This is a genomic window from Brevibacillus fluminis (assembly GCF_003710825.1).
GTDB classification, from domain to species: domain Bacteria; phylum Bacillota; class Bacilli; order Brevibacillales; family Brevibacillaceae; genus Brevibacillus_D; species Brevibacillus_D fluminis.
The window spans coordinates 113,112-135,085 of record NZ_RHHQ01000013.1 but is presented as its reverse complement, the minus strand read 5'-3'; the positions used below and the strand labels follow the sequence as shown (position 1 = coordinate 135,085).

Below are 21,974 nucleotides of genomic sequence, written 5' to 3'. Positions count from 1 at the left end.
CCGAGCGTGTGATGCTCATAGCAAGGTATCGAACCAGTGCTGCTGCCACGTTTGCTTGTGGATTGCGATCGTATACGTTTGGTCCTGCAATTGTAATTGATAGGTGTAATAGTCGGTTGCCGGTTGGATATCCGCCGGCAACGGCAGGCCATCGACGGCTTCTGCTGAAATGAACTCATCTTTCCATTGCAGACTCGCAAAGCCTCTCAGGTACGCGAGGCCATTTTCTTTTGTCATTGGAAGCAGCGGAACTCCTCCCAAGTGAAAGAACGCGGAGTGATCGCATCCGGTGAGGCTGTCAGCGATTTCGTCAAACCGGGCACAGGTCATGGTCGTGACGGAAGGGGAGCCGAATTTGTCATCGGTCGTATCAATCGTCACCTGATAGGTGTGCGAATTGGGCTGATAGATGAGGATATGATGGATGGGGTCCCCTTCGGTTGTATACTTGTCAAATGTCCAGCGCACAGAGGTGCCTTTTTTCGCTTCCGTAAAAAATTGCTGTTTCAGCTCACCGTTCTCTACACGGGTATGGATGTAGGTCGTTTTTCCGATGTCGAGGATCCCGGGAGTAGCTTGCTGCATGGCAGGCGCTTTTACGTCTGCAAAAGGAAAAAGAACGGCAAGAGACGTCAGCCATCTTTGCGACATCGCATAGGTCAAAATCAGAATAAGCCCCAAACCGATGATAAAACCAGCCAAAAACCGCCGTTTCATAACAATCGCTCCCTCTATCGTTTTCTCTTTGACGAGAGGATAGGGGGTGCTGTTTCAACCAAATTTTTTTTGCCAAGCACGGAAAAAAGAGAAGTGCTATACTGGGGAGAAAATGCTTTGATGGAGGCTACTACAGATGTACCGTTTGTCTGATCGGGAATGGCACAATTATCGTGAAAAAAACAAGGACCGCGCAAGAATGTTGATCGAGTGTCCGGACCGGGCGGGGATCGTCGCAGAAGTTTCCCGTTTCCTGTTTGAGCATGGCGCCAACATCGCGCAGTCTGACCAATATACGACAGACCCTGAAAATGGGCGATTTTTTATGCGCGTCGAGTTCGACGTCGTTGATCTGGAAAAACGTTATGAAGAGCTGCAGCGCAATTTCGCGCAAATCGGCGAATCGTTTCAAATGAACTGGTCGATCGTAGAGGCGAAGCGCCGCAAGCGGATGGCGATCTTCGTATCGAAAGAAGACCATGCTTTACTTGAGCTGTTGTGGCAATGGAATTCCGGCGTGCTCCATGCCGATATTCCGATGGTCATCAGTAACCACCCGGATTTGAAGGAGACGGTTGAGTCGTTCGGCATTCCGTTTTATCACATTCCGGTGACCAAGGAGACAAAACAGGAAGCCGAGCAAGCGCAGATCGAACTGGTTGAAGGAAAAGCAGACCTGATCGTGCTGGCGCGCTACATGCAGATCCTGTCTCCATACTTCTTAAAAGATTACCAGCACAAAATCATCAACATCCACCATTCGTTCCTGCCAGCTTTTGTCGGTGCGAAGCCGTATGAGCGTGCGTATGAGCGCGGCGTGAAGTTGATCGGCGCGACGGCCCACTATGTTACGGAGGAGCTGGATGCGGGCCCAATCATCGAGCAAGACGTCCACCGGGTGAACCATCAGTTTGGCGTGAGCGATTTGAAACAAATCGGTCGTCAGGTGGAGCGCACCGTTTTGGCGCGTGCAGTCGGCTGGCATCTCGAGGACCGCGTGCTGGTGTACCAAAACAAAACGGTTGTATTCCCGTAAAAGAGACGCATAGGGAAGCCACCCTGGCTGTATCGGGATCAAAAGCACCAAAAGAAGGTCACTTTCTGGAAGAATTTCCGTCCAGGAAGTGGCTTTTTTTACTGGATCAAAAAGAAGACTTGCCGTATCAGGCGGGTTTTTTTCCGTTTGCCTCTGCTATACTGTTCTTAGCATTCATTCAATTCTGAAAGTAGGTATCGACCATGATTTTTCTTCAAGTCATCCTGCCGGTCTTGCTGATCTTTCTTTCGGGATACATTCTTCAGCGTATCTTCAAGCTGGATCTCAAGCCGATATCGACACTGGCGATTTACGTATTGTCGACTGCTCTGGTGTTTCGTACCTTTTACAAAACAGCCTTGGATCTTCAGCTATTTTACATCGTCATCATTTCCATGCTGCTGTTGGGCGCATTAATTCTCCTCACCCTGCTGACAGCAAAGCTTCTCAAATACAACAAGCAGCAAGAGAGCGCCATGATGCTATCGACCGCTTTTATGAACAGCGGAAACTACGGGACGCCGATTATCCTGTTTGCGTTTGGGGAAAGTGGGTTCACGTACGCTGTACAAATCATGGTCTTTCACTCTATTATCATGGGTGTGTTCGGTGTGTACTTTGCTTCGCGAGGCAAAGGGGGAGTAGGGACCGCGATTAAAGCGGTGTTCAAGCAGCCCTCCAACTATGCGGTTATTGTAGCGATCATGTTTCAACAATTGCAAATCGTCATCCCGCAGAGCTATTACCAAGCGATCGATCTGGTGGCACAAGCGGCGATTCCGGTCATCATGCTAATTCTCGGAATGCAGCTTGCCAATGTGTCGTCCGCGAACTTCGAATGGCAGGAGCTTAGCGTCGCAAGTGTGATCCGCCTTATTGCCTCTCCACTTCTGGCCTATGTAATCTGTCTGTTCTTTCCGATCGAGCCGCTGCTGCGAAATGTGCTGGTCATTCTTGCGGCCATGCCTTCTGCCGCTACGACAGCGATCTATGCGATCCAGTTCAACATGCGGCCACAGTTCGTATCCAGCAGCGTGCTGGTGACAACCGTGATCAGCGTGGGGACGCTGACGTTTTTGCTGAGTGTGTTGCATTGAAGGTAAATAACGAAAGTTTTTGGGGCATGATCAAGTATTGATATGGATCATGTCTTTTTTGTATTTCTCATTTTTATCTACCTATAAAAAGGGCTAGCGGAAGCCAGCAGCTCAGGGACTCGGGGAAAAAGGGCAGAGCGCAGCCTTGACAGCGCCAGCAGAGGCGTAGCAGCAAAACGGAACGGCTTTCGCGCGTCAGATCACCCCTGAGAAACACCCGCCGCGCAGCGTGTGGCATTGGCGCGCGGTTCCGTTTTGCTGCGGAGCCGGTCTTCCCAGCTTCCAAGCAGGCGATGCCATGAGCGAAGCGGCGCCCTTTTTTCCCGAGTCCCCGAACCTCCACCGCAGCTCAAATCAATCTAAAGCCGCCGAATCCGCTCCGTAATCACCCTGATTGCCTCGTCGGCCTCCGAACCTTTAAGCAGCAAATGCCCAGACTCAGGAAAATAGCTGACATCAATCTCATCGCTCCCAATCGATTGCCGTAACAGGCCGACGCTGATGGCCTGAACCGTGTCATCCCGTTCTCCCTGCAAAAGCAGACACGGGCAGGTGACGGTGGGCATGATCGATTTGGTTTCGTCCAAAAGCTGGCGGAACTGCAGCATGCTGCGCAGCGGGATGCGCACCATTCCCTGCACATAGCGAGCCGCCTCCGTACCAAAATCGTCGCGCAGATTGCGCAGCGCCTGCCGGACATCCCAATAATGGTAGGGTGTATTCATGGTGACGAGCAGCTTCACGGGATGCTTTGCCGCCACCTGGAGCGCCAGAAGGCCGCCCATGGAAAAGCCGATCACAACAATTTCTGTGGCACGCATGGAAAGCCGCTTGTAAGCCTCGATCGCTGAGTTGACCCATTCGTCCCGCGTGCTCTTCCCCAGATGGCGGCGTGTTCGCCCATGCCCATCCAATGTCGGGCATTCCACTGCATAGCCTTGTTCCCTCAAATGGCGGGCGAGGGGCATGACCTCATGGATATCGCCGGCAAAGCCGTGAAGCACCAGGCAGCCGATTGAACGCATCGTTTGGATGCCTCCTTTATTAAGAAAATGCGAAAAAACCGTGTCTAATTTTATGGGGTCACTTCACCCAAGTATACCGTTTGGCGAGGTCTTTTCCTATTCTTTCGAACGTCCACTACAACTAAGGGATTTTCGCAAGAATGCGCAGCGGAAGCTTTGGCGATGCCCGCCAGGCTCGGGAAAAAAAGCGGAAACGCTTTGCGCAACACATCCTCTTCGAGATACACCCGCCGCGCAGCGTGTGGCTTTGGGGCGCAGTTTCCGCTTTTTTTCCCGGGCCGCTCACTCCGACCCCCAGCAGGCATTGTCACCGCTTCCGTGGAGCATTCTTGCGAAAATCTCCTCGCCTCCACCAAACAAAGAAAACCCAGCCTCTCGCAAAGAAAGGCTGGGTTTTATTGACCATAAACATTTACACCTGAATCGTCTTCACATTCTCCGAAATGATCAACGGCGGCTCCGTGCAAGCCTGAATCTCTTCCGGCGTAAATCCTTCCGCCACCTCGACCAACACCAGTCCGGCTGGCGTTACATCGAGTACCGCACGGTCGGTGATGATCCGGTTGATCACGTTTTTGCCCGTAAGTGGAAGGGCACATTCGTTCAACACTTTGGTTTCACCGTGCTTGTTCACATGCTCCATGATCACGACGATCTTTTTCGCGCCGTGGACCAAATCCATCGCACCGCCCATGCCTTTCACCATTTTGCCTGGAATCATCCAGTTGGCCAAATCGCCGTTGGCCGATACTTCCATCGCACCCAGGATGGCGAGGTCGATATGGCCGCCGCGAATCATCCCAAACGACTCAGCGCTGGAGAAGTAGGCCGCGCCCGGAATGGCGGTGACTGTCTCTTTTCCGGCGTTGATCAGATCAGGATCGATCTCGTCTTCAGACGGGTAGGGACCGATGCCCAAAAGCCCGTTCTCGGATTGCAAAACGACGGTTTTGCCCTCGGGAATATAGTTGGCGACCAGTGTCGGCATGCCGATTCCTAGGTTCACGTAAAAACCATCCTCGATTTCTTGTGCTGCGCGCATTGCGATCTGTTCACGTGTGAGTGTCATGAATATCCTCCTTTCAACGGGTATGCTGCTTATTTGCTGACGGTCCGGCGTTCGATTCGTTTCTCGAAAGACGGAGCCTGGATGATGCGTTGCACATAGACGCTCGGCGTATGGATCGAATCCGGATCGAGTTCACCGTTCTCGACGATTTCCTCGACCTCAACGATGGTGATTTTGCCAGCAGCGGCCATCATCGGGTTGAAGTTGCGCGCTGTTTTGCGGAAGACCAGGTTGCCCATCTTGTCGGCCTTCCACGCTTTGATCAGGGCGAAATCGCCTGTGATCGCGTTTTCCAGCAAATATTCCTTGTCGCCAAACACACGTGTCTCGCGTCCTTCCGCAATCGGCGTGCCTACGCCAGCTGGCGTATAAAAAGCCGGAATGCCCGCGCCGCCCGCGCGAATGCGCTCTGCGAGCGTACCTTGCGGCGTCAATTCTACTTCCAGCTCACCGGAGAGGAATTGGCGCTCGAATTCTTTGTTTTCCCCGACATAGGAGGAAACCATTTTCTTGATTTGCTTCTCCCGCAACAAGAGTCCGAGCCCCCAGTCATCCACACCGCAGTTGTTGGAGACAACGGTCAATTGACGGACGCCTTTATCACGCAAGGCAATGATCAAATTTTCTGGTATGCCGACAAGTCCAAATCCACCGACCAGCAATGTCGCATCATCGTGGATATCCGCGACGATCTCGGTGTAGGAGGTATAAATTTTCGCCATGGCGTTCACTCCCGCATCAAAAGTTAAGATCAGATTACTACTCATTATATAAAGCAGGGTAACAAACATGTTGCAGCCAAGCCTTCTTGCAGCCAATCGGTACAGGCTCGCGTTTGTAACCGGTTTGTAACCTTGCTGTTAACGGATTGTAACGCTTTTATCCACGCCGGACGGTACGATGTACATGTAAGCGAAGACGAGTTCGAAAACAACGAAACAACGATACAGCAACAACCACGGAGGGGTATATATGAAAAAAATGATGGCAATGACGACGGCTGCAGTGATGTGCGGTGCATTTCTGGCGACAACATGGGGAGCGGCAAACGTTCCGGTCAATGCGATGACAACCGAGGCGGCAGCACAGACCTTTGCGCCCGGACAGGCGTTTACAGCAAAAGAGCTGCCGTTTGCGCAGAGCATGACCGTGCTTGACGCGACACAGATGGATGTGACGGGGGACGGCGAGATAGACGATGTGCTACTGCTTGGACATAAAGAAAAGGCAGACGATCTGTACAGCACAGACGTGACTGTGGTGGTAAAGGATGGGAAGGCGAAAACGTATGCGAAGCTTTCTATCGGCAAGGTTGACGGCGGCTATGATCCAAAAGTGACGAGCATGGATTTCAATGAGGACGGCGTAAGCGATCTGCTTGTTCAGATGGCCAATGGCGGAAGCGGCCGCACCAGTACATACAGCCTGCTGACGTTTGCAGGGGGCAAAGGAAAAGAGCTGGTTCCTCAGGAAAAATTGAACACTGGTGTTGAACTGGAAGTCAAATTTCTCGACGGCTTTAAGGCGCAAGTAACCAACAAGCTGACTGGTAAAACAAGCACAATCGACATCAGTGCAGGAAAAGAAGCGTACCTCGATGCCAAAATCTACGAGAAGGCCGGCAAGCTCCTCATTCCAGTAGAGGGCGCTTATGACGGATACAGCGAGCTCACTCCACAATTCCAGCCGGATGGGACGATTGCACTGGCTGGCGTGCAGCAAATTTCGGGGGCGGCACATGCAGATACAATCGGGATTGCCAAGACGGTATGGGCACTGGAAAATGGTCAGCTGACGCTGAAAGAAGCGGTGATCAGCCCGCTCGATATCGATAACCTTCCATCAACACGCGTGGAGGCGAACAAGCCGTTTACGGAAAAAGACGCGAATCCTAACACCATGGTTGTCGATGCCAAATATGCCGATGTGACAGGGGACGGAGCGAAAGATGACATTTTGCTGGTTGGCACCAAGGAAGCGGATAGCCCGTACGTGACCGATTTGCGCGTCGTTGTGAAAGATGGCAAAACAGGCAAAGAAGTGCAGTCAAGCGTAGGGGAAGAGAATGGTGGCTATGAACCGGCTTTGTTCATCGGGCAGTTCAACAAAACGCCTGGCAAAGAGGTCCTGGTAGAAATGGCGACAGGTGGGAGTGGCGGCGTGTATACATACAGCTTGCTCTCCTTTGCAGATAACAAGCCCGCCGAGGTCGTAAAACAATCGCTCTTGAACCAAGGGCTCGCGTATGACATACAATTTGCCGACCAGTTCAAGGTAAACGTGACCAACACAGCGGATAAAGACAAGCAGTCAATTGATGTGAAGAACGCAAAAGAGACATACGTGGAAATGGGCATCTATGCCAAAGAAGGTGTGCTGAAAGAAAAAACAACCGGCATGATCGATGGTTTCGGCCAGCTTGCGCCGATTGATACAGACGAAGACGGAGTGCTGGAGCTGCGCGGTTTGCAGCGCATTTCGGGAGCCTACCATGCGGACGGGTTGGCGACAGTGGTTTCTGTTTGGAAAGTGGACGGAGACAAGCTTGCGTTGCAAAGCAAAGAGATTGTGCCGTTGAAACGATAATCAGCGTCCGAGGGAATTGATAAGAAGGTGTAAAGGAAAGAGCTGCTTCCTTTGCGCCTTCTTTTTGTTGGGGTACAATAAAGCAAGCGATAGGGGAGGGAAGAGAAAGAGATGATCAAGCTGTTCGTAACGGATTTGGATGGAACACTGCTGGACGACGATAAACAGGTGCCGGAAAAGAATCGCCAGGCTTTGCGTGAGCTTGCAGAGGCAGGAGTGGAGGTTTGCCTGGCATCCGGGCGAATGCATGGGGAACTGACGACCATCACGGACGACTTGCGGGTGGCATGCCACCGCATCAGTCAAAACGGTTCCTTCGTCTATACGTGCGAGGAGAAGCTGCTGCACAGTGACGCGTTTGAACCGGAGCTGGCCAAACGGCTGTATGCCGCGGCGCGCCACTACGGCTTCGTGGAGATGATCAGCGTCGGGCAAACGATTTATACGCCCAATAAATCGGAGGCAACAAAGAAGATTGAGGCGCGCATGCTGATGCCGTTCGAAGTGAAATCAGATGTTGTTGAGTCATTTGCATCCGACTTTGCGCCTTGCAAGCTCAGCTATTTTGGTGAGATGGACCGATTGCGCGAGATGCAGGCGGCGATCCGGGAGGCTTTCCCAGGAGAAGTGGAAGTGGTCGTATCTGATGTGGATTGCGTCGATTTCATGCCGATTCACGTCTCCAAAGGTGTGGGGCTGGGCTTCTTGCTCAAAGAATTGGGCGTCAAGCCGGAGGAAACGGTCGTCATCGGCGATTCCTTCAACGACCTGTCGATGTTTACGCTCACACCGCACAGCTTTGTGATGGCGCACAGTGACGCGGACGTACGCAAGCGAGCAAGCCGGGAAGCAGATTCTGTGGCCGAAGCGGTAGAGTGGGTCTTGCAGGCGAATGCGACTGCTGGCGTGCGTTGAAAAAATAAGGAGCGATCCGGGCGGTATTCGGTCAACCGAGCGGATCGCTTTCTAATTGTTTCATTTCCTTGCATAAGCCTTTTTATGAAACGCAGTAATGAAGGAAAACAGATGCTGTCCATCCTTGGGCAAGCGGCTTTCAGGCGAAAGCTCCACATACATCGCCTTGTACGTTTCAGGAACCCAAATGTACGTGTGGATGTAATCCGTAAGCGTAAATCCGCATGACTCCCAAAACCGGATACGGCTGCGATTCATTTCCGATTCCTCGGCTTCGACTTCGACGATGATCCCGTCCATGTGTGGCAGGGTCTGGGCCCATTCCTTCAGCATGGCCATGAAGCGCTGCCCGATGCGTTCCCCGCGCCGCGCCGCTTTCACGGCGAAATAATCGATCAAAAGCGCCGAAGCGTCTTCGTTCTGCGTTTTTCCGGTCAACGCCATGCCAACCGCTTCATCCCCATCCATCAAAACATGCAGATTACACATGTTTCTCGCGAACATCCGCTCGATCAGCTCGCGTTTTTTCCGCCCATGCGCGGGAAACGCTTCGTAATAGATCGGCTCTGCTTGCTGCCACAATGCTTCGTCCCACTTATCACTTGTCAGCATGTTCATGTCAAACCCTCCTGAGGCGCCAGACGCACCTTTGACGCTGGGCGCGCCTTTGACGCTAGACGCGTCTGTAAAAAACCGCCCGGGAAAAAGGGAGGTTTGATTCATTTTATATGGTAGCCGTTGCTTTTCCAACCAACACGGAAACATCGATCGTGATCTCTAGCTTTTGCAACGCGGTGGTTCGCAAGACTTCTGTATCCGCCGCTCTCCACGAAAGGGGGGTCATCTGCACGAGCGATTCAATCAGTCCACCTTCTAGTGCCATTGTATATTGGAGGCGCTGCTTCTCTAACAGCGTGAAGCGGCTGCAAAACCGATTGACGACCCGTTCATTCGAATAGGTAGAACGTTTCGTTTGGGCGAAAAAATGCCCGCGTAGCTCCTGCAAATATCCGCTCTCGGGAATGACCTTGATCAGCAAGCCGTCATGCGCAAGTAGTCTCGCAAACTCGCTGTAGTTGGCGGGCGAGAGGATGTTGAGAATCGCGGCAAATTGGCCATCGTGAAACGGGCTGTTCGCCAGATCTGCGACGCACCAGTGAAGCTCGGGAAAGCGTCTGGATGCCCGTACAATCCCTTCTTTCGATAAATCCAACCCGACACCCGCAATTTCAGCACCATGCTGTTCTTTTAATGTGGCAAGCACTCGTGCGAGATGCGAGCCCTCGCCGCATCCGGCATCAAGCATAAGCGTGCTGCCGGTACCCGACGCGATGGATGAACTACCAGTGAGCAGCTCGCTGATGTGCGCGTGAAGCACGTCATAGAAACCGCTGTCGCAAACGGCAGACCGTGCGGCGAACAAGCGATTGTCATAGGTCGATTTGAACGGGGCAGGCAGGAAGTTCACGTAACCGTGCCTGGCCAGATCAAAAGAATGTCGATTCAAGCATTGCAAATGTTTGCCACCCACAAGCTGCATAGAGCTTGTGCAAAGCGGACAACGAAAAATAGACATGAAAAAAGCACCCCATTCATTCGGTTATCGTGAATGAAAAAAGGCACAGTCAAATAAACCCGCGCGATTTCAATCAAAAGCGGGGCCACGTGAGCTGTACCTCTCATTACCGATAGCGAATGTATTGGATGATCATGTCAATCGAACCTCGTTTAGTTCAGAATGTAAATCGAGGAGATGATGTCCTCATGAAACAGTATAACAAGAAGCGTAAACAGATGCACTTATGTATTCCAGTGCATGTCATTGCGGAAAATTATAAAAAATAATAAAGGTTTTCAGAAAAATGATACAGAACCAATGACAGCATGTAAAATTATATTTACCATTTATAAATAATTTGCTGAGGCGTATTTTACCGAAAAAAAAGAGAAGAAAAGGTTTTTACGGGGGTTACGAACATGAAAAAACCATATGCGGTGTTGCTGGCGGTTCTTTTGTTGACGGCCGGTTGCGAAAAGCTGGAATCGCAGGTTGAGCAACTGCGCGATCGGGAAAAAGATACCGTGTTGAAGGTCAAAACCGTAAACGCTTACGTGCTGGAGCCGAAGCAGGGCGGTCTTACGCAGGAGATAACCGGTACGGTCGTCCCGCAAAAAGAATTGCCGCTGTCATTTGGTTCTTCGGGAAAAATTGCAAAAATATTTGTGCAAAAAGGAAGCGCTGTGAAAACGGGTGAGCTGCTCGCAGCGCTGGATACGACGGTATGGCAGCAGGAGATCGATGCAGCGCAAAGCCAGGTTGACCGCGCCGCGCTGCAGCGGGCCAAGACGCTGAAAGGCGCGCATGAAACGGATGTGACACAGCAAAAGCTCAAAATCGAGCGCGCGCGTCAAAATCTGGCCAAAGCGTCGGATGAGCTAAACCGCGGCAAGCTGCTGTTCCAGAACGGGGCGATCTCCAAAGAGGAGCTGGATACGGCGACGCTCGCCCAAAAGCAGGCGGCGATGAGCCTGCAGGAAGAGGAATTGAGCTTGAGCAAGCTGGTTGAAGCGGCGGATAAGCTCGATGTGGAAGCGGCCGATGCACAGGTAAAAGAAGCTGCGGCGCAATTGGGACGGGCGAATCAGGATTTGAAGCAGGCACAGCTTCATGCGCCGTTTGGTGGCATCGTTGCAGCCATTCCGATGCAGGAATCCGAACAAGTGGGCGCTGGGACGGAAGTGGTGCGGCTGATCGATCCGTCGTCCTGGATGGTTAAAATCCAGGTCGAAAACGACCAGATCGGCAATTGGAAAAAGGGCCAGACGGTGACCGTCGTGACCCCGGGCGGAGAAGAGCTGGGGGGTCAAGTCAGCTTTGTTTCGCCGATTCTCGATCAAGCCACCGCAACCTATCCGGTGGAAATCGCCGTAAAAGGTGACGTGGCCGATTGGAAGGCGGGGATGACCGTCACCTGCCGTTACGACGTCAAAGGCGGGAACGCGCTCCTCGTGCCGGTGTCCGCAGTGGGCATTTCCGATGAATCTCACTATGTGATGAAGCTGGCCGAAGATACGATCCAAAAAACGGAGATAAAGGTCGGACCGCTTTATGGCGAGTATTACCAGGTGTTATCCGGGTTGGAGGCGGGCGATCGAATCGTCAGCCAAGGGCTTTCCTATGTACTTGATGGCGAAACGGTGAGGGTAGCCGATGATCAATAACAGCTATCGCAAACAGGTAGTTGCGCTGCTCGCACTGCTCCTCATCGTGTTGGGAATCACCGCATACAGCAAGGTTGCTGTCGAGGTATACCCTGATTACGAGCTGTCTACGTACCAAATCTCTGCTTCGGCGAGCGGAATGACGACGGAGGAAGCAGAGGAAAAAATCGCGCGTCCGCTCGAAGACAAGGTTCGCGAGCTGGGCGGCTTGGAGAAAATTACGACGATCACGCAAGCGGGATCGGTCCAGCTTACTGTAAAAGGAAAGCCGGATGCCGGCAGCCGCTTACAAGACGAAATAGCCAAAAAGCTCGATGAAGCCGCAGTGTCGCTCCCTGTCAGCCGCAATGAACTCAAATGGAAGCGGCTCAGCCCTGATCATGGTCCGCTCGCTTTCTTGCTGCTGCACGGCGGAGACTTGAGCACGCTTGCGAATATCGGCAAATACACCGTACGGGAGCAGCTTGCGCAGGTTGCGGGCGTCTCGCGGGTCGAAGTCGGGAGCGGCCTTGCCAATAAGGTGGAGTTGGTTTTTTCACCGGCGATGCTGAAAAATTATGACGTGACACCTGGCGAAATCATCCAGCAGCTGCAACAGCAGACCGCACAGGCTGGAATCGGGGGAATCGGCGAAGGAATCGACCAGACTCGCTTTTTATGGACGAGTCAAGCATCAGCGCCGGAAGCCCTCGGCAAAACGATCATATCGACTAAGAAAGGCAATGTTGCACTGAAGCTGCTTGCCGAGATCAAGGACCTGCGGGGGAGTCAGGCTGACCAAATGACCCTGTATAAAGGAGAGCCGGCTCTCGCCATCAATGTGTATGGAAGGGAAGATGCGCGGGCTACCAAAACTGCGTTCGAACTGAAACGCGTCGTGGAGAGCATCAATGATCAGGGCCAGGGCAAATTCGTGCTAGAAGTAATCGAAAACAATGCCACGCCGATTGCGGACTTTTTGAAGCGCGTGCTTTTGTTCACTGTAGTTACGACAATCATCGCGGCTTCCTTTATCGGTTCATGGCTGCGTCAAACTACTGCGGCGTTTCTTTCCTTTCTGGCGGTCGTGCTGGTTGCGGGTGGCGTCCTTGGCGGCATGTGGCTATACGGCTTGACGCTGAATTTGACGACAGCCGGGGCGTTGTTTATCATCCTGCTGCTCGCCGAAGGAGCGTTGCTGGCGCTTTTCGCTCGATACGCCAAGCAGTCGATCCTTGACCAGGCGACGATCGATCGGCATACGAGGCCGTTATTGCTTTTGGTGGTTTGGCCGATTTTCGCAGTGATCGGCATTGCGGCCGTCCTGTTTACAACCGATTTCCTCAAAGCGACCGACATACCTGTTTTGTATGATGCGATCCCGGTTTTGCTGATCGGCGCTGTAGTTTTGGCCGTCGTCATCGGATTGATCGTTCCTACGCTTGCCGCGGGATGGCTCAGGGAGCACGCGCTCGCGCATCAGCCGCAAGCCAAGCAGACGAACATGGTCACAAGCTGGTTTTTCAAACGGTGGGAGCGGCTGCTCTCGCGCAAGACATTGCCGTATTTTGTTACGCTGCTGAGCACCGGACTTCTCTATGTCTTCTTTCATACGTTTGTGACGGTCGACCCGTTTTTGCAAACAGACAATGACAAGACGACGATGGCGTTGCCGACAATCCACGGCAGCTCACAGTCCGCCGCCTTGAAAGCGGCCCGAACGGCTGAGGAGAAGCTGCGCACGCTCACAGACGTTCAAGATGTGTTCGTGACCGTAACCAAAGAGGAGCTGCGGTTCACGATTTATATGAAAAGGCTGGCTGAGCGTGTACGCACGCCGTATCAATTTGAAAAAGCACTCAATGAGCAGATGCGCGACATCCCACAGACAGACCCTTATGCGCTTGTCGTCGGCGACGCCAAGTCGAACCGGCTTGAGTTCACGATTAAGGGAACATCGCTTGGGACGGCGAACGAAATCGCGTCGCGGCTGGCGGATTACTTGCAAAATTCGCGGATGCGAGATACAAAAAACAATCGGCTACTGACCGATGTCCATATCGGCGATACGGATTCGACGGTGTATGTAAACATGATTCCGCGGCAAGACATGCTAGCGCGCTACCATATTTCCGAAGCGGCTGTGAAAAGCCAGGTGGAAGGCTACCTAGGCGAACAAAGCGTGGGGAACGTTCGCTGGAACGATCAGAGCTTGTCCATCACGGCATCCTATCCGAAAAAGGAGATGGAGCATGCCGATCAGGTCAAAAACGTGTTCATCCGCACTTCCAACGGATCTGTCCGCCTCGATGAGCTTGTTGAATGGCAGCTGGTGAAAGCACCGGCGGTCTATAAGCGTGAAGACGGCATGTACATGATCAAAGTAAGCAGCGCAGTATCCGATCAACGCCGTATCGCCGGGCTTTCGTACTACTTGCCAATCATGATGAAAGACACGATCACGATCCCGGAGGGGTATACGATCTTGTCAGGGGAAGACATCCGCAAGCAGGAGAAGGAGGAGGCAGACAAGACAGATACCGCAACGCGCGTCTTGTTTTCGTCACTCGCAGCTATCGCGTTTTGTCTGGTCAGCTTGCTGGTGCACCGTACGATCCGGCACGCGGTGGTCAGCCTCTTGCTTGTGCCGCTGGCATCGTTTGCGGTGGTGGGAGGATTGCTCTGGTACAATCGCCCGCTTAACCTGATGGCTGCGAGCGGAGCTGCGGCTGTGATTGCGCTCATGCTGCAGCAGGCATACGTGCTGATCGACGGCATGGAGCGGCAGGCAGAAGGTGTGAAACGCCCGCTTACCATGCGAATTCAAACGGCTTTTGCGGAGTATATGCCTATTATGCGAGTGCTGCTCGTGATGCTTGTAGTCGGTTTACTCCCACTTTTCAGCTTTTGGAGTGGTGGGGACGATTTCGTCGCTTCCTTTGCGGCGGTGTTCACACCGGGAATTGCACTGCTCGCTTGGGTAGTAATGGTGATCGTTCCTGGGTTATACCATGCGATGGCACTGCGCGCGGAGCGTGGCGCGGCGCTGTCGCTGGCTCAGCTGAACCAGCAATTGTATGCGTGGTTCCATAATACGAAAGTCAAGCGCAAAGACCATCGCGCGTGGAAACGCAAACAACGCGCTGCCGCGATACAGCACAGGCGAGAACAGGCAGCTGCGGAACGCGAGCCGCGCAAAGCCGAGCTGCAGCGCGAAGATTTCCAGCCGATCGCCGATCTCCCTTCGATTGACCGCCATTCGTGATATACTTGGCAAGGAGCGAGAAGGAGGTTCATCGGTGAAAGGTTCATTTCTCATCTATTTTGCTTTGCTGTGCATTGTGCTCGGCGCTACATTTTATTCATCCTCGACGCCTTACGAGAAGCAGGACATCCGCGGGAACATCGGCCACGTGATAGATGCGAAGAAGGCGAGCCACTATTTGGGCGGCATTTCCTTTGTTTACGGCAAAAAGGAAATTAGCATCAGAGCGTTGGGCGTCCCAGGATTTATCGAGTTTTTCATCCGAAAGGCGACGCATTTTCTGACGTTTGCGTTGACGGCTTTCCTGATGTATCATGTTCTGCGTGGCTGGACAATGCCGCAGACAGCATTGCCTTGGAGCGGTTTTCTCACGCTGGCGGCTGCCGTGCTGGATGAGTGGCACCAATCGTTCACGCCCAACCGGACCCCCATGCTGTCCGATGTTGTGCTGGATGGAACGGGCATATGCCTCATGCTGGTAATGATTGGGCTTGCCCTGGCATTTCGTACCAAGCGAAAAAGAAGGCCCGTCGGCTGAAAGTGCAGGCGGAGTGGCAATGGCGCTCCGTCACGCATACCTTGTATCGATAGAAATGGCAAATTCAGCGAAGAACGTTGGCAACTAAAATTGTATTTCTCGACATTTACGCGTATAATGGGCTTTTCACAAAAATAAGTTATCTGCTATACTAAAAGAATGAGCCCCACGAAATGCGGCTCGTGACACTTTCGCGAAAAGATAAAAGGAGTGCAAACTGAATGGCAGTACAAGTGGGAAGCATCATCGAGGGAAAAGTGACCGCAATTAAACCGTTTGGGATGTTCGTGGCAATTAACGAAACACAACAAGGGTTAGTGCACATTTCCCAAGTGGCAAACGGATTTGTCAAAGATATTAATGAACACTTTTCCGTAGGAGCCCCAGTTAAAGTGAAAGTTCTCTCCATTGATGATGCAGGGAAAATCTCGCTTTCGGTTCGTGCTGCTCTGCCGGCGCCGGAACGTGAAGCTTCCGAAGAGCGTCGCGGTGGCGGATATCGCGGTGGCGGTCGCGGTGGAAACGACAGACGTAATGAAAACAACGCACCTTCGTTTGAAGATAAGATGAAAAAATGGCTGAAACACAGCGAAGAAAACCTCGCTACCATCAACAAAAAACAAGCAAAACGCGGTTACTAAGCGTTGATATATCGTAAAATGTGAGAAGGAACTTTCGGGTTCCTTTTCTTTTTTGTACAAATAAGGATCGCGGCTCCGTCAAAAGCTTGGGGTAGCTAGTATTCTAATCCAATGGCTGCTTTGATTCCAACAAGGTACGTAGAATGCGCGATTGCAGAGTTGGCAAGCTAAATAGAAAAATCGATAGGAAGGCGAGGAGGGGATTCCAATCAAATTCAAATGCACTATGCTTCCGCCTGTACAGCCAGGCGTAACGCTTTATGACGTTACATATGACAGTGAAGGACACCAAGTGAAAGCGATGCTCGCGGTACCCGAACAAGCGGGTAAAAAACCTGCGCTTCTATACTGTCGCGGCGGATACAAAAAAGTAGGGAAGGTGCGTGCAGAACGCATATCACAAATGGCCTCCTTCGGCTATGTCGTGCTTGCTCCCCATTACCGGGGAAATGAAGGAGGAGAGGGGAAAGACGAATTCGGTGGGGCGGAGCTTCATGACTTGTTTGCCGCTCATGAGCTATTGCTCAGCATGGACGTGGTGGATGCGGGGCGCATCAGTCTGTATGGCTTCTCACGTGGCGGAATGATGGCGTTGCTTGTCGCAGCAAAGCGGAGCGGGTTTCAGTCGGCGGTAGTTTGGAGCGGTGTGACCGATCTTTTGCTGACCTATGAGGAACGGGCCGACTTGCGTAAAATGCTGAACCGAATCGTTGGCGATCCGCAAAAAAATCGCGAGGGTTATTTGGCGCGTTCCCCGTGGCTGCTGGCTGATCGAATGACATGCCCTGTGCTCATCGTGCATGGGACGGCTGACCAAAATGTTGGCGTACAGCATGCCAAACAGCTCGCAGAGGCAATGGCTGCGAGCGGGAAAGCGCATGAATTGTGGCTTGCTGAAGGAGCGAGCCATCTGTTCGGACCACGGGAAATCGAGGACTACACGCGCCGGATGTTTGACTGGATCATGAATCAGGAAGAGGCAGCACGACTACCCCAAACCTGATTCATGCGGCTTCTTCGGCAGGATGATCGTGAACGTCGTTCCTTTTCCTACCTCGCTTTTCACCTGAAGATCGCCACCATGGTTTTGAATCATGCGCATCGTAATGGGCAAGCCCAAACCGGTGCCGTCGTCTTTATCGGAATAAAACGGCTCGTATATGCGTGTCATCTGTTCAGGCGAAATGCCGACGCCCGTATCGGTTACAGCGATGAACAGCTTGTCCGCGTCTTGCGTGCTTTTGATCGTCAGCGTGCCTCCATGAGGCATCGCTTCCAAGCTGTTTTTCATCAGGTTGAGCAAAATTTGCTTGAACTGCTCCACATCGACATGAAGGAACGCGTCTTTCTCATACGTTTCCTGGATCATGATGTTGTGGAGTGCGGCCTCACCTTTCATCAGAGGCAGGATGGCGGAAACGACCTCTTCAAGCGTGACCTTCCGATAGTTGGGCTGCGATGGCTTGGAGAGCATCAAAAGCTCGGTCACGATGCGGTTGACGCGCTCGATTTCCTGAATGATCAGCGGTACATAATATCGGTTCCGGTATTCTTCTGTCAGATTTTTTTCCAAAAGCTGCATGAATCCGTAGATGACGGTCAGCGGATTGCGGATTTCATGAGCGGCGCCGGCCGCAAGCTGGCCAACCAGCGATAATTTTTCCGACTGGTGCATATAAGCCTGGATCTTTTCCTGTTCGGTGATGTCGGATAGCACCATCATCCAGCCGATTTCGCTGCCGTCTTGCTGGACGATCGGGGCATACGAAATGAGCGCTAGGAAGGTGGAGCCATCGGTTTTGTACAACGTGATTTTGCGGTTTTCAAACCATCCGGGACTGTCGCCATCTTTGCGCGTCCATATGTCCGGCGCCGGCGACTTGGGCAGGAATGTCTCGTTCAGCTCGACAAGCGTCTGGGCTTTTTCGTTTAGATGTACTTCATTCGTCGGCGTATAGTAAGTGATGACGCCGACCGGCAGCGTGTTGAGAATTTGCTCGCGCACCTGCTTTTCTTCGGTCAAGATTTGGTTTTGCCGCTGTGTGTGCAAAAACAGCTCGGCGACATTTTTGGACATCTTGTTGAACTCGCTGGCCAATTCAAAGAACTCGTCCCGAGCTTCATACGTGATCTGTTTGCCAAAAGCGCCGTGCGACACCTGCCGCATCTGCTGAATCAGCGATTCGATCGGATGGAGCAGCTGCTTGCGGAAATAGAAGGCGGAGAACAGACCGAACAGGATGGCCGCGACGGATACGGTATACGTGATGATCAGCGCGACTTGCAGGCTGTTATTGGTTTGCTGGAATTCGGCATTCGTATCCGTCTCCAGGCTTTGCAGGGTGAACCCTAGCACCTGCTCAAGCTGCATGATGCGAGGCTCCACCTCAGTTTTGAGCACATAGGTGACTGCATCCACATTCTTTGCTTTCAGAAGCGGATCGATCTTATTGAAAAAAATGAAATCAAGCTCACTGATCTGCGACGCGATAGTGAACAACCGCTCATTTTCTTTCGTCCGTACGATCTGATCGAGCAGGTTGCGCTGCAGCATGCCGCTATAATATTTCTCCAAATATGCGGGTTCTCGGGTCTGGGCATACATTTTCAATGCGTATGTTTTGGAGTACAGCTGGTTCTTGAGGTTGAGCAGCGCGCTTGTTTGTGGCAGAATGCGCTGGGACAACCGCAGCTCATCCGTCGTAATTTTCGTCATTTGATAGCTGTACAAGAGGGCGACCGTGCCGATCAGCAGCATCATGAGCAAGTAGCTGAGCAACATTTTTTGCTGAAATCCCATCTTACGAAAAAAATACATTACGATTTCCCCCCGCTCCCACTGGTCACGTGCTTTTTCTCCACGATTTGTTGGAGCTCATGATTGATTTCATGCTGAACCGCCGGAGGAACCATTGGGCCAAACGGACTCAAGCGATTCGCCCCCTCTGCCAACCCAAACTCTACATTTCCTTGGGGCAGTGTGCCATTGGCGTATTGCTGCAAGAGCAACGTGTACACCATGTTGACATCTTGCATGATACAGGTGAGCACATTGTTCGGAGCGATATACCGCTGATCTGCAATATAGCCGATCGCATAGATGTTGGCTTTTTGCGCTGCTGTGATAACGGGTAGGTTGAAGCTGTCTCCCAGCGTGTAAATCACATCGACACGATGGGCGATCAGGTCTTGCGCCGCTTTCAACGCGGCCGCATCATCATTGTAGCTGCCAACGGCTTTGACATGGACGGTGGCGAGCGGCTTGACTGAGGCGACACCGCGTTTGAACCATTCAATCTGACTCGCTTCATTTGGCTTGTTGGCAACGATATAGCCGACTTGATGCGTTTTGCTTATCAGCGCGGACAGTTTTCCCATGAGATATCCGGAATCATTCATATCATAGCCGATGTTGGTCTGGTTGGGATAGGTAGCTTTTCCGTTAAAGGTGATAAACCGGGTCTTGGGATAATAGGGCGCGACATGGTAAAACGGCTCGGAAAAAGCCACGCCGTGGCCGATCACCAAATCATAGCCTTGGGCAGCGTATTGCGAAGCTGTCTCGGTAATTTTTGCCGCGGATAATTGATCGGCGATTTGCAATTCAAACGAAAAACGATCGCGCAGCCGACTGATGCTCTCCAGTGCGCTGCTGTTCCAGCCTTGGTCAAAAGAAGGTCCCTCTAATAGAAGTGCGACGCGAAATTGGGGATGAGGGGTTATTTTATTTAGCTGGCTCATGTTGTTGGAAAAACGCCAAGTGATGGATACCAGCAGGATGACGACCACGACGACAAACAGAAAAGGAAACCATTGCAGGTGCCTATTCATGACATTGGCTCCTTTCGTAAATAAAGAAAACACAAAAAGCCACTATTCGACAACGAGGGGCGTAATTCCTGCTGAAATCGGGCGAATATTTTTTCTTTCTGTTTAAAAACAACTATTCACATTTTCTCTCTGTTATAATACAATATGAGTAACAAAACAAAGAACAAGGGGAGAAACGACATGATTCCAGTGTCTGAATTTTACCGCAATTGCCACATCAAAATTTGTGCCGAGTGCGGCCACAAAATCGAGGAGCAGCATGAATCCTATCTGTACGAATGCGAACGGTGCATGAATGAAAAAGATGAATAAGAAAACGTAAAAGGTCAGCCAGATGACATTCTGGATGACCTTTTGTTTTTATTATGAAAGCCGCTTGGCCATGCACAAGACTTTGCCCAGAGCGGGCGTTTCCCGCCATTCATACGACTCGTAACCGCAGGATTGATAAAAAGGAACGACTCGCTGATTCTGTTCTAATACAGCGAGGTGAAGAGTGGTGTGTTCATTCTCGCGAAGCCAGTCGTGCAAGACGCTCAGAGCTTCCCGGGCAAAACCATGCTGCTGCTTTTCACGGTGAATCATCAGCAGGCCGAGCCAAGGGTTTTTGTCGCTTGGATTTTGCAAGGTGAAATGCATCAAGCCGACAAGCCGATCGCCAGCTTGCTCCCAGATTCCGATGCAATGGCTGAAGGGAAGCGAACGGGTTTCCAAGTCGTCTTTTTCCACTGTTTCGATGGTGACGGTGCGGGAGCCTTCCGACATTTCCATGAAGTCTGGGTTCGAGTTATAAATCTTCAGCAACGCAGGAAAATCAGATTCGTGAAGAGGGGAATATCGTAGACGTGCGCTTTGGGTAGGAAAAGGAGTGGACATAAGGGATACACCTCAATCAATAAATTTTATAATCATCTAATTAGATAATAATCAAATTTATTGTTCTGTCAAGAGAAGCTTGCGCTACAAGCCGAACAGGATGCAGGCGATGACGTAGAGCAGTGCGAGGATGAAACGCTCGATCCTTTGATCCATGACACATTCTCCTTTACCAAGGTGTTTGCGATCTCCAAAAAAGTTGCCCTTGGTAAAATATATGCTTTTCTGGAAGCTTTGCTTATGTGCAAATGAAAAAAAGCCGTCCTTTCGCCAAAGCAAAAAGTACGGCCAAACAATTGAGCGATTCCCACTATTCATGTAAAAAGCGGTGCAGGGGTATGATCGGTTACGAGTGGCGCTTTGATCCCGCCAGGATCGCGCCAGCCAAAAAAGCGGCACCAAGAATGAAGCCTACGATTTGCGCGGAGGAGAAGCTTTTTTGCAGCGCGGTCCCAAGCCCACTCGCCACAATGCTCAGCAAAATCAAAATTAGTACAAGCGTCTTGTTTTTCATTCCATTTTCAGTCCTTTTCCACATAAAGCTTGTCCTTCCTACGATACCAAATTATGAAAGGACTCGCCAGTTGAAACGAAAAGCCCATGTCCCACAAATGAAGGGGCATGGGCTGACGGATTTGGACTAAAACTTGTGGCCGCGCTGCATGGACGCTTGATTTTCATTCGCATGCGCCATATGGTTGGACAGATGTACATGCGGCGCTGCAGCGTTTTGATTGGAGTATTGGTTTTGGTATTGATTGATCGATTGCATGGATTGCGGAGACACGTTGCCATGGAAAACGAGCGCAGCCGGCGAAACTTGATTGTTATAGGCTGTCATCATCGGATTCGTGGTCGTGTATTGGCCTTCATCCATTCCTTGTGTGTGGCTCATCGCTTGGTGATGATGGAATTGAGCTTGTTGCTGATGGTAGTGCGCTTGTTGGTGAAGTGCATTCGCATGTGTCTGATGAGCGTGTGCCCATTCGTGGTGCTGCTGGATCAAATGCTGTCTGTTGTGCATGAAAACGCCTCCTGAGAAGTGATTGGTTTCGTGAAGCTGGCATTGCGATATGCCTCTTATCAGTATTCCCGAAAATGCATAGCTTACCACCTGCTGACAAATCCTATTTGCGAGGGGAAGCATTTCCCCATTTTCAATGATAAGGAGGTAGAA

General features: G+C 51.7%; 21 protein-coding genes. 10 read left to right on the top strand and 11 right to left on the bottom strand.

Annotated elements, in window-relative coordinates:
- Positions 1–15: 15 nt before the first annotated feature.
- A complete protein-coding gene (locus tag EDM56_RS18270; RefSeq protein ID WP_122919357.1) occupies positions 16–717 on the bottom strand; it encodes a DUF4362 domain-containing protein in 702 nt (233 codons plus the stop codon).
- Between the two features lie 136 nt (positions 718–853).
- On the opposite strand from EDM56_RS18270, the gene purU reads away from it, so the two are divergent.
- Together purU and EDM56_RS18260 are read left to right on the top strand one after the other, a co-directional pair.
- The gene (gene purU / locus EDM56_RS18265) at positions 854–1,753 is read left to right on the top strand and encodes a formyltetrahydrofolate deformylase (RefSeq protein WP_122919356.1); all 900 of its coding nucleotides are present in this window, start codon (positions 854–856) and stop codon (positions 1,751–1,753) included.
- A 203-nt stretch (positions 1,754–1,956) separates the two neighbouring features.
- Entirely contained in the window at positions 1,957–2,850 is an 894-nt protein-coding gene (locus EDM56_RS18260; RefSeq protein ID WP_122919355.1) for an AEC family transporter, read from the top strand.
- A gap of 359 nt (positions 2,851–3,209) precedes the next feature.
- Here EDM56_RS18260 and EDM56_RS18255 read toward each other — a convergent pair whose 3' ends face one another.
- The 3 genes from EDM56_RS18255 to EDM56_RS18240 all read right to left on the bottom strand — a co-directional run bounded on the left by EDM56_RS18255 (position 3,210) and on the right by EDM56_RS18240 (position 5,666).
- On the bottom strand, positions 3,210–3,875 hold the full coding sequence (locus EDM56_RS18255; RefSeq protein ID WP_122919354.1) for an alpha/beta hydrolase: 666 nt from the start codon (positions 3,873–3,875) through the stop codon (positions 3,210–3,212).
- Positions 3,876–4,287: 412 nt separating this feature from the next.
- Entirely contained in the window at positions 4,288–4,944 is a 657-nt protein-coding gene (locus tag EDM56_RS18245; protein WP_122919352.1) for a CoA transferase subunit B, read from the bottom strand.
- 29 nt (positions 4,945–4,973) lie between these two features.
- Positions 4,974–5,666, bottom strand: coding sequence for a CoA transferase subunit A (locus EDM56_RS18240; RefSeq protein ID WP_122919351.1), 693 nt, complete (start codon positions 5,664–5,666; stop codon positions 4,974–4,976).
- 250 nt (positions 5,667–5,916) lie between these two features.
- Here EDM56_RS18240 and EDM56_RS18235 point away from each other — a divergent pair, with 250 nt between their 5' ends.
- The gene (locus tag EDM56_RS18235; protein ID WP_122919350.1) at positions 5,917–7,530 is read left to right on the top strand and encodes a hypothetical protein; all 1,614 of its coding nucleotides are present in this window, start codon (positions 5,917–5,919) and stop codon (positions 7,528–7,530) included.
- 111 nt (positions 7,531–7,641) lie between these two features.
- Positions 7,642–8,445, top strand: coding sequence for a Cof-type HAD-IIB family hydrolase (locus EDM56_RS18230; protein ID WP_122919349.1), 804 nt, complete (start codon positions 7,642–7,644; stop codon positions 8,443–8,445).
- Between the two features lie 60 nt (positions 8,446–8,505).
- Here the strand turns inward: EDM56_RS18230 and EDM56_RS18225 are convergent, their stop codons facing one another.
- On the bottom strand, positions 8,506–9,063 hold the full coding sequence (locus EDM56_RS18225; RefSeq protein ID WP_183192508.1) for a GNAT family N-acetyltransferase: 558 nt from the start codon (positions 9,061–9,063) through the stop codon (positions 8,506–8,508).
- A gap of 106 nt (positions 9,064–9,169) precedes the next feature.
- Entirely contained in the window at positions 9,170–10,021 is an 852-nt protein-coding gene (locus EDM56_RS18220; protein WP_122919347.1) for a putative RNA methyltransferase, read from the bottom strand.
- Positions 10,022–10,422: 401 nt separating this feature from the next.
- On the opposite strand from EDM56_RS18220, the gene EDM56_RS18215 reads away from it, so the two are divergent.
- The 5 genes from EDM56_RS18215 (at position 10,423) to EDM56_RS18195 (ending at position 17,093) form a co-directional block, all read left to right on the top strand.
- Entirely contained in the window at positions 10,423–11,667 is a 1,245-nt protein-coding gene (locus tag EDM56_RS18215) for an efflux RND transporter periplasmic adaptor subunit (RefSeq protein WP_122919346.1), read from the top strand.
- Positions 11,657–14,911 carry an efflux RND transporter permease subunit gene (locus EDM56_RS31905; RefSeq protein WP_122919345.1) on the top strand — a complete coding sequence of 1,085 codons (3,255 nt, stop codon included), beginning with the start codon at positions 11,657–11,659 and terminating at the stop codon, positions 14,909–14,911. Before EDM56_RS18215 ends, EDM56_RS31905 begins: the two co-directional genes overlap by 11 nt.
- 34 nt (positions 14,912–14,945) lie before the next feature.
- A complete protein-coding gene (locus tag EDM56_RS18205) occupies positions 14,946–15,449 on the top strand; it encodes a VanZ family protein (protein ID WP_246009437.1) in 504 nt (167 codons plus the stop codon).
- Positions 15,450–15,670: 221 nt separating this feature from the next.
- A complete protein-coding gene (locus tag EDM56_RS18200; protein WP_122919343.1) occupies positions 15,671–16,090 on the top strand; it encodes a S1 RNA-binding domain-containing protein in 420 nt (139 codons plus the stop codon).
- A 226-nt stretch (positions 16,091–16,316) separates the two neighbouring features.
- Positions 16,317–17,093 (top strand): alpha/beta hydrolase family protein, encoded by a 777-nt coding sequence (locus EDM56_RS18195; RefSeq protein ID WP_122919342.1) that lies wholly within the window; start codon positions 16,317–16,319, stop codon positions 17,091–17,093.
- Here EDM56_RS18195 and EDM56_RS18190 read toward each other — a convergent pair.
- Together EDM56_RS18190 and EDM56_RS18185 are read right to left on the bottom strand one after the other, a co-directional pair.
- Positions 17,079–18,908 (bottom strand): ATP-binding protein, encoded by a 1,830-nt coding sequence (locus tag EDM56_RS18190; protein ID WP_122919341.1) that lies wholly within the window; start codon positions 18,906–18,908, stop codon positions 17,079–17,081. The two genes, EDM56_RS18195 and EDM56_RS18190, sit on opposite strands and share 15 nt — an antisense overlap.
- Entirely contained in the window at positions 18,908–19,921 is a 1,014-nt protein-coding gene (locus tag EDM56_RS18185) for a BMP family ABC transporter substrate-binding protein (RefSeq protein WP_122919340.1), read from the bottom strand. The genes EDM56_RS18190 and EDM56_RS18185 overlap by 1 nt, the downstream gene beginning before the upstream one ends.
- 180 nt (positions 19,922–20,101) lie before the next feature.
- Here EDM56_RS18185 and yhfH point away from each other — a divergent pair, with 180 nt between their 5' ends.
- Positions 20,102–20,233 (top strand): protein YhfH, encoded by a 132-nt coding sequence (gene yhfH, locus EDM56_RS18180; protein ID WP_183192507.1) that lies wholly within the window; start codon positions 20,102–20,104, stop codon positions 20,231–20,233.
- Positions 20,234–20,284: 51 nt separating this feature from the next.
- Here the strand turns inward: yhfH and EDM56_RS18175 are convergent, their stop codons facing one another.
- The 3 genes from EDM56_RS18175 to EDM56_RS18160 all read right to left on the bottom strand — a co-directional run bounded on the left by EDM56_RS18175 (position 20,285) and on the right by EDM56_RS18160 (position 21,821).
- Positions 20,285–20,797, bottom strand: coding sequence for a GNAT family N-acetyltransferase (locus tag EDM56_RS18175; RefSeq protein WP_122919339.1), 513 nt, complete (start codon positions 20,795–20,797; stop codon positions 20,285–20,287).
- Positions 20,798–21,143: 346 nt separating this feature from the next.
- Positions 21,144–21,335 (bottom strand): hypothetical protein, encoded by a 192-nt coding sequence (locus EDM56_RS18165; protein WP_122919337.1) that lies wholly within the window; start codon positions 21,333–21,335, stop codon positions 21,144–21,146.
- Between the two features lie 102 nt (positions 21,336–21,437).
- Positions 21,438–21,821, bottom strand: coding sequence for a hypothetical protein (locus EDM56_RS18160; protein WP_122919336.1), 384 nt, complete (start codon positions 21,819–21,821; stop codon positions 21,438–21,440).
- Positions 21,822–21,974: the final 153 nt, after the last annotated feature.

Coding starts and splice junctions, on each gene's coding strand:
- EDM56_RS18270 (WP_122919357.1), bottom strand. CDS start 717: ATGAAACGGCGGTTTTTGGCTGGTTTTATCATCGGTTTGGGGCTTATT.
- purU (WP_122919356.1), top strand. CDS start 854: ATGTACCGTTTGTCTGATCGGGAATGGCACAATTATCGTGAAAAAAAC.
- EDM56_RS18260 (WP_122919355.1), top strand. CDS start 1,957: ATGATTTTTCTTCAAGTCATCCTGCCGGTCTTGCTGATCTTTCTTTCG.
- EDM56_RS18255 (WP_122919354.1), bottom strand. CDS start 3,875: ATGCGTTCAATCGGCTGCCTGGTGCTTCACGGCTTTGCCGGCGATATC.
- EDM56_RS18245 (WP_122919352.1), bottom strand. CDS start 4,944: ATGACACTCACACGTGAACAGATCGCAATGCGCGCAGCACAAGAAATC.
- EDM56_RS18240 (WP_122919351.1), bottom strand. CDS start 5,666: ATGGCGAAAATTTATACCTCCTACACCGAGATCGTCGCGGATATCCAC.
- EDM56_RS18235 (WP_122919350.1), top strand. CDS start 5,917: ATGAAAAAAATGATGGCAATGACGACGGCTGCAGTGATGTGCGGTGCA.
- EDM56_RS18230 (WP_122919349.1), top strand. CDS start 7,642: ATGATCAAGCTGTTCGTAACGGATTTGGATGGAACACTGCTGGACGAC.
- EDM56_RS18225 (WP_183192508.1), bottom strand. CDS start 9,063: ATGAACATGCTGACAAGTGATAAGTGGGACGAAGCATTGTGGCAGCAA.
- EDM56_RS18220 (WP_122919347.1), bottom strand. CDS start 10,021: ATGTCTATTTTTCGTTGTCCGCTTTGCACAAGCTCTATGCAGCTTGTG.
- EDM56_RS18215 (WP_122919346.1), top strand. CDS start 10,423: ATGAAAAAACCATATGCGGTGTTGCTGGCGGTTCTTTTGTTGACGGCC.
- EDM56_RS31905 (WP_122919345.1), top strand. CDS start 11,657: ATGATCAATAACAGCTATCGCAAACAGGTAGTTGCGCTGCTCGCACTG.
- EDM56_RS18200 (WP_122919343.1), top strand. CDS start 15,671: ATGGCAGTACAAGTGGGAAGCATCATCGAGGGAAAAGTGACCGCAATT.
- EDM56_RS18195 (WP_122919342.1), top strand. CDS start 16,317: ATGCTTCCGCCTGTACAGCCAGGCGTAACGCTTTATGACGTTACATAT.
- EDM56_RS18190 (WP_122919341.1), bottom strand. CDS start 18,908: ATGTATTTTTTTCGTAAGATGGGATTTCAGCAAAAAATGTTGCTCAGC.
- EDM56_RS18185 (WP_122919340.1), bottom strand. CDS start 19,921: ATGAATAGGCACCTGCAATGGTTTCCTTTTCTGTTTGTCGTCGTGGTC.
- yhfH (WP_183192507.1), top strand. CDS start 20,102: ATGATTCCAGTGTCTGAATTTTACCGCAATTGCCACATCAAAATTTGT.
- EDM56_RS18175 (WP_122919339.1), bottom strand. CDS start 20,797: ATGTCCACTCCTTTTCCTACCCAAAGCGCACGTCTACGATATTCCCCT.
- EDM56_RS18165 (WP_122919337.1), bottom strand. CDS start 21,335: ATGTGGAAAAGGACTGAAAATGGAATGAAAAACAAGACGCTTGTACTA.
- EDM56_RS18160 (WP_122919336.1), bottom strand. CDS start 21,821: ATGCACAACAGACAGCATTTGATCCAGCAGCACCACGAATGGGCACAC.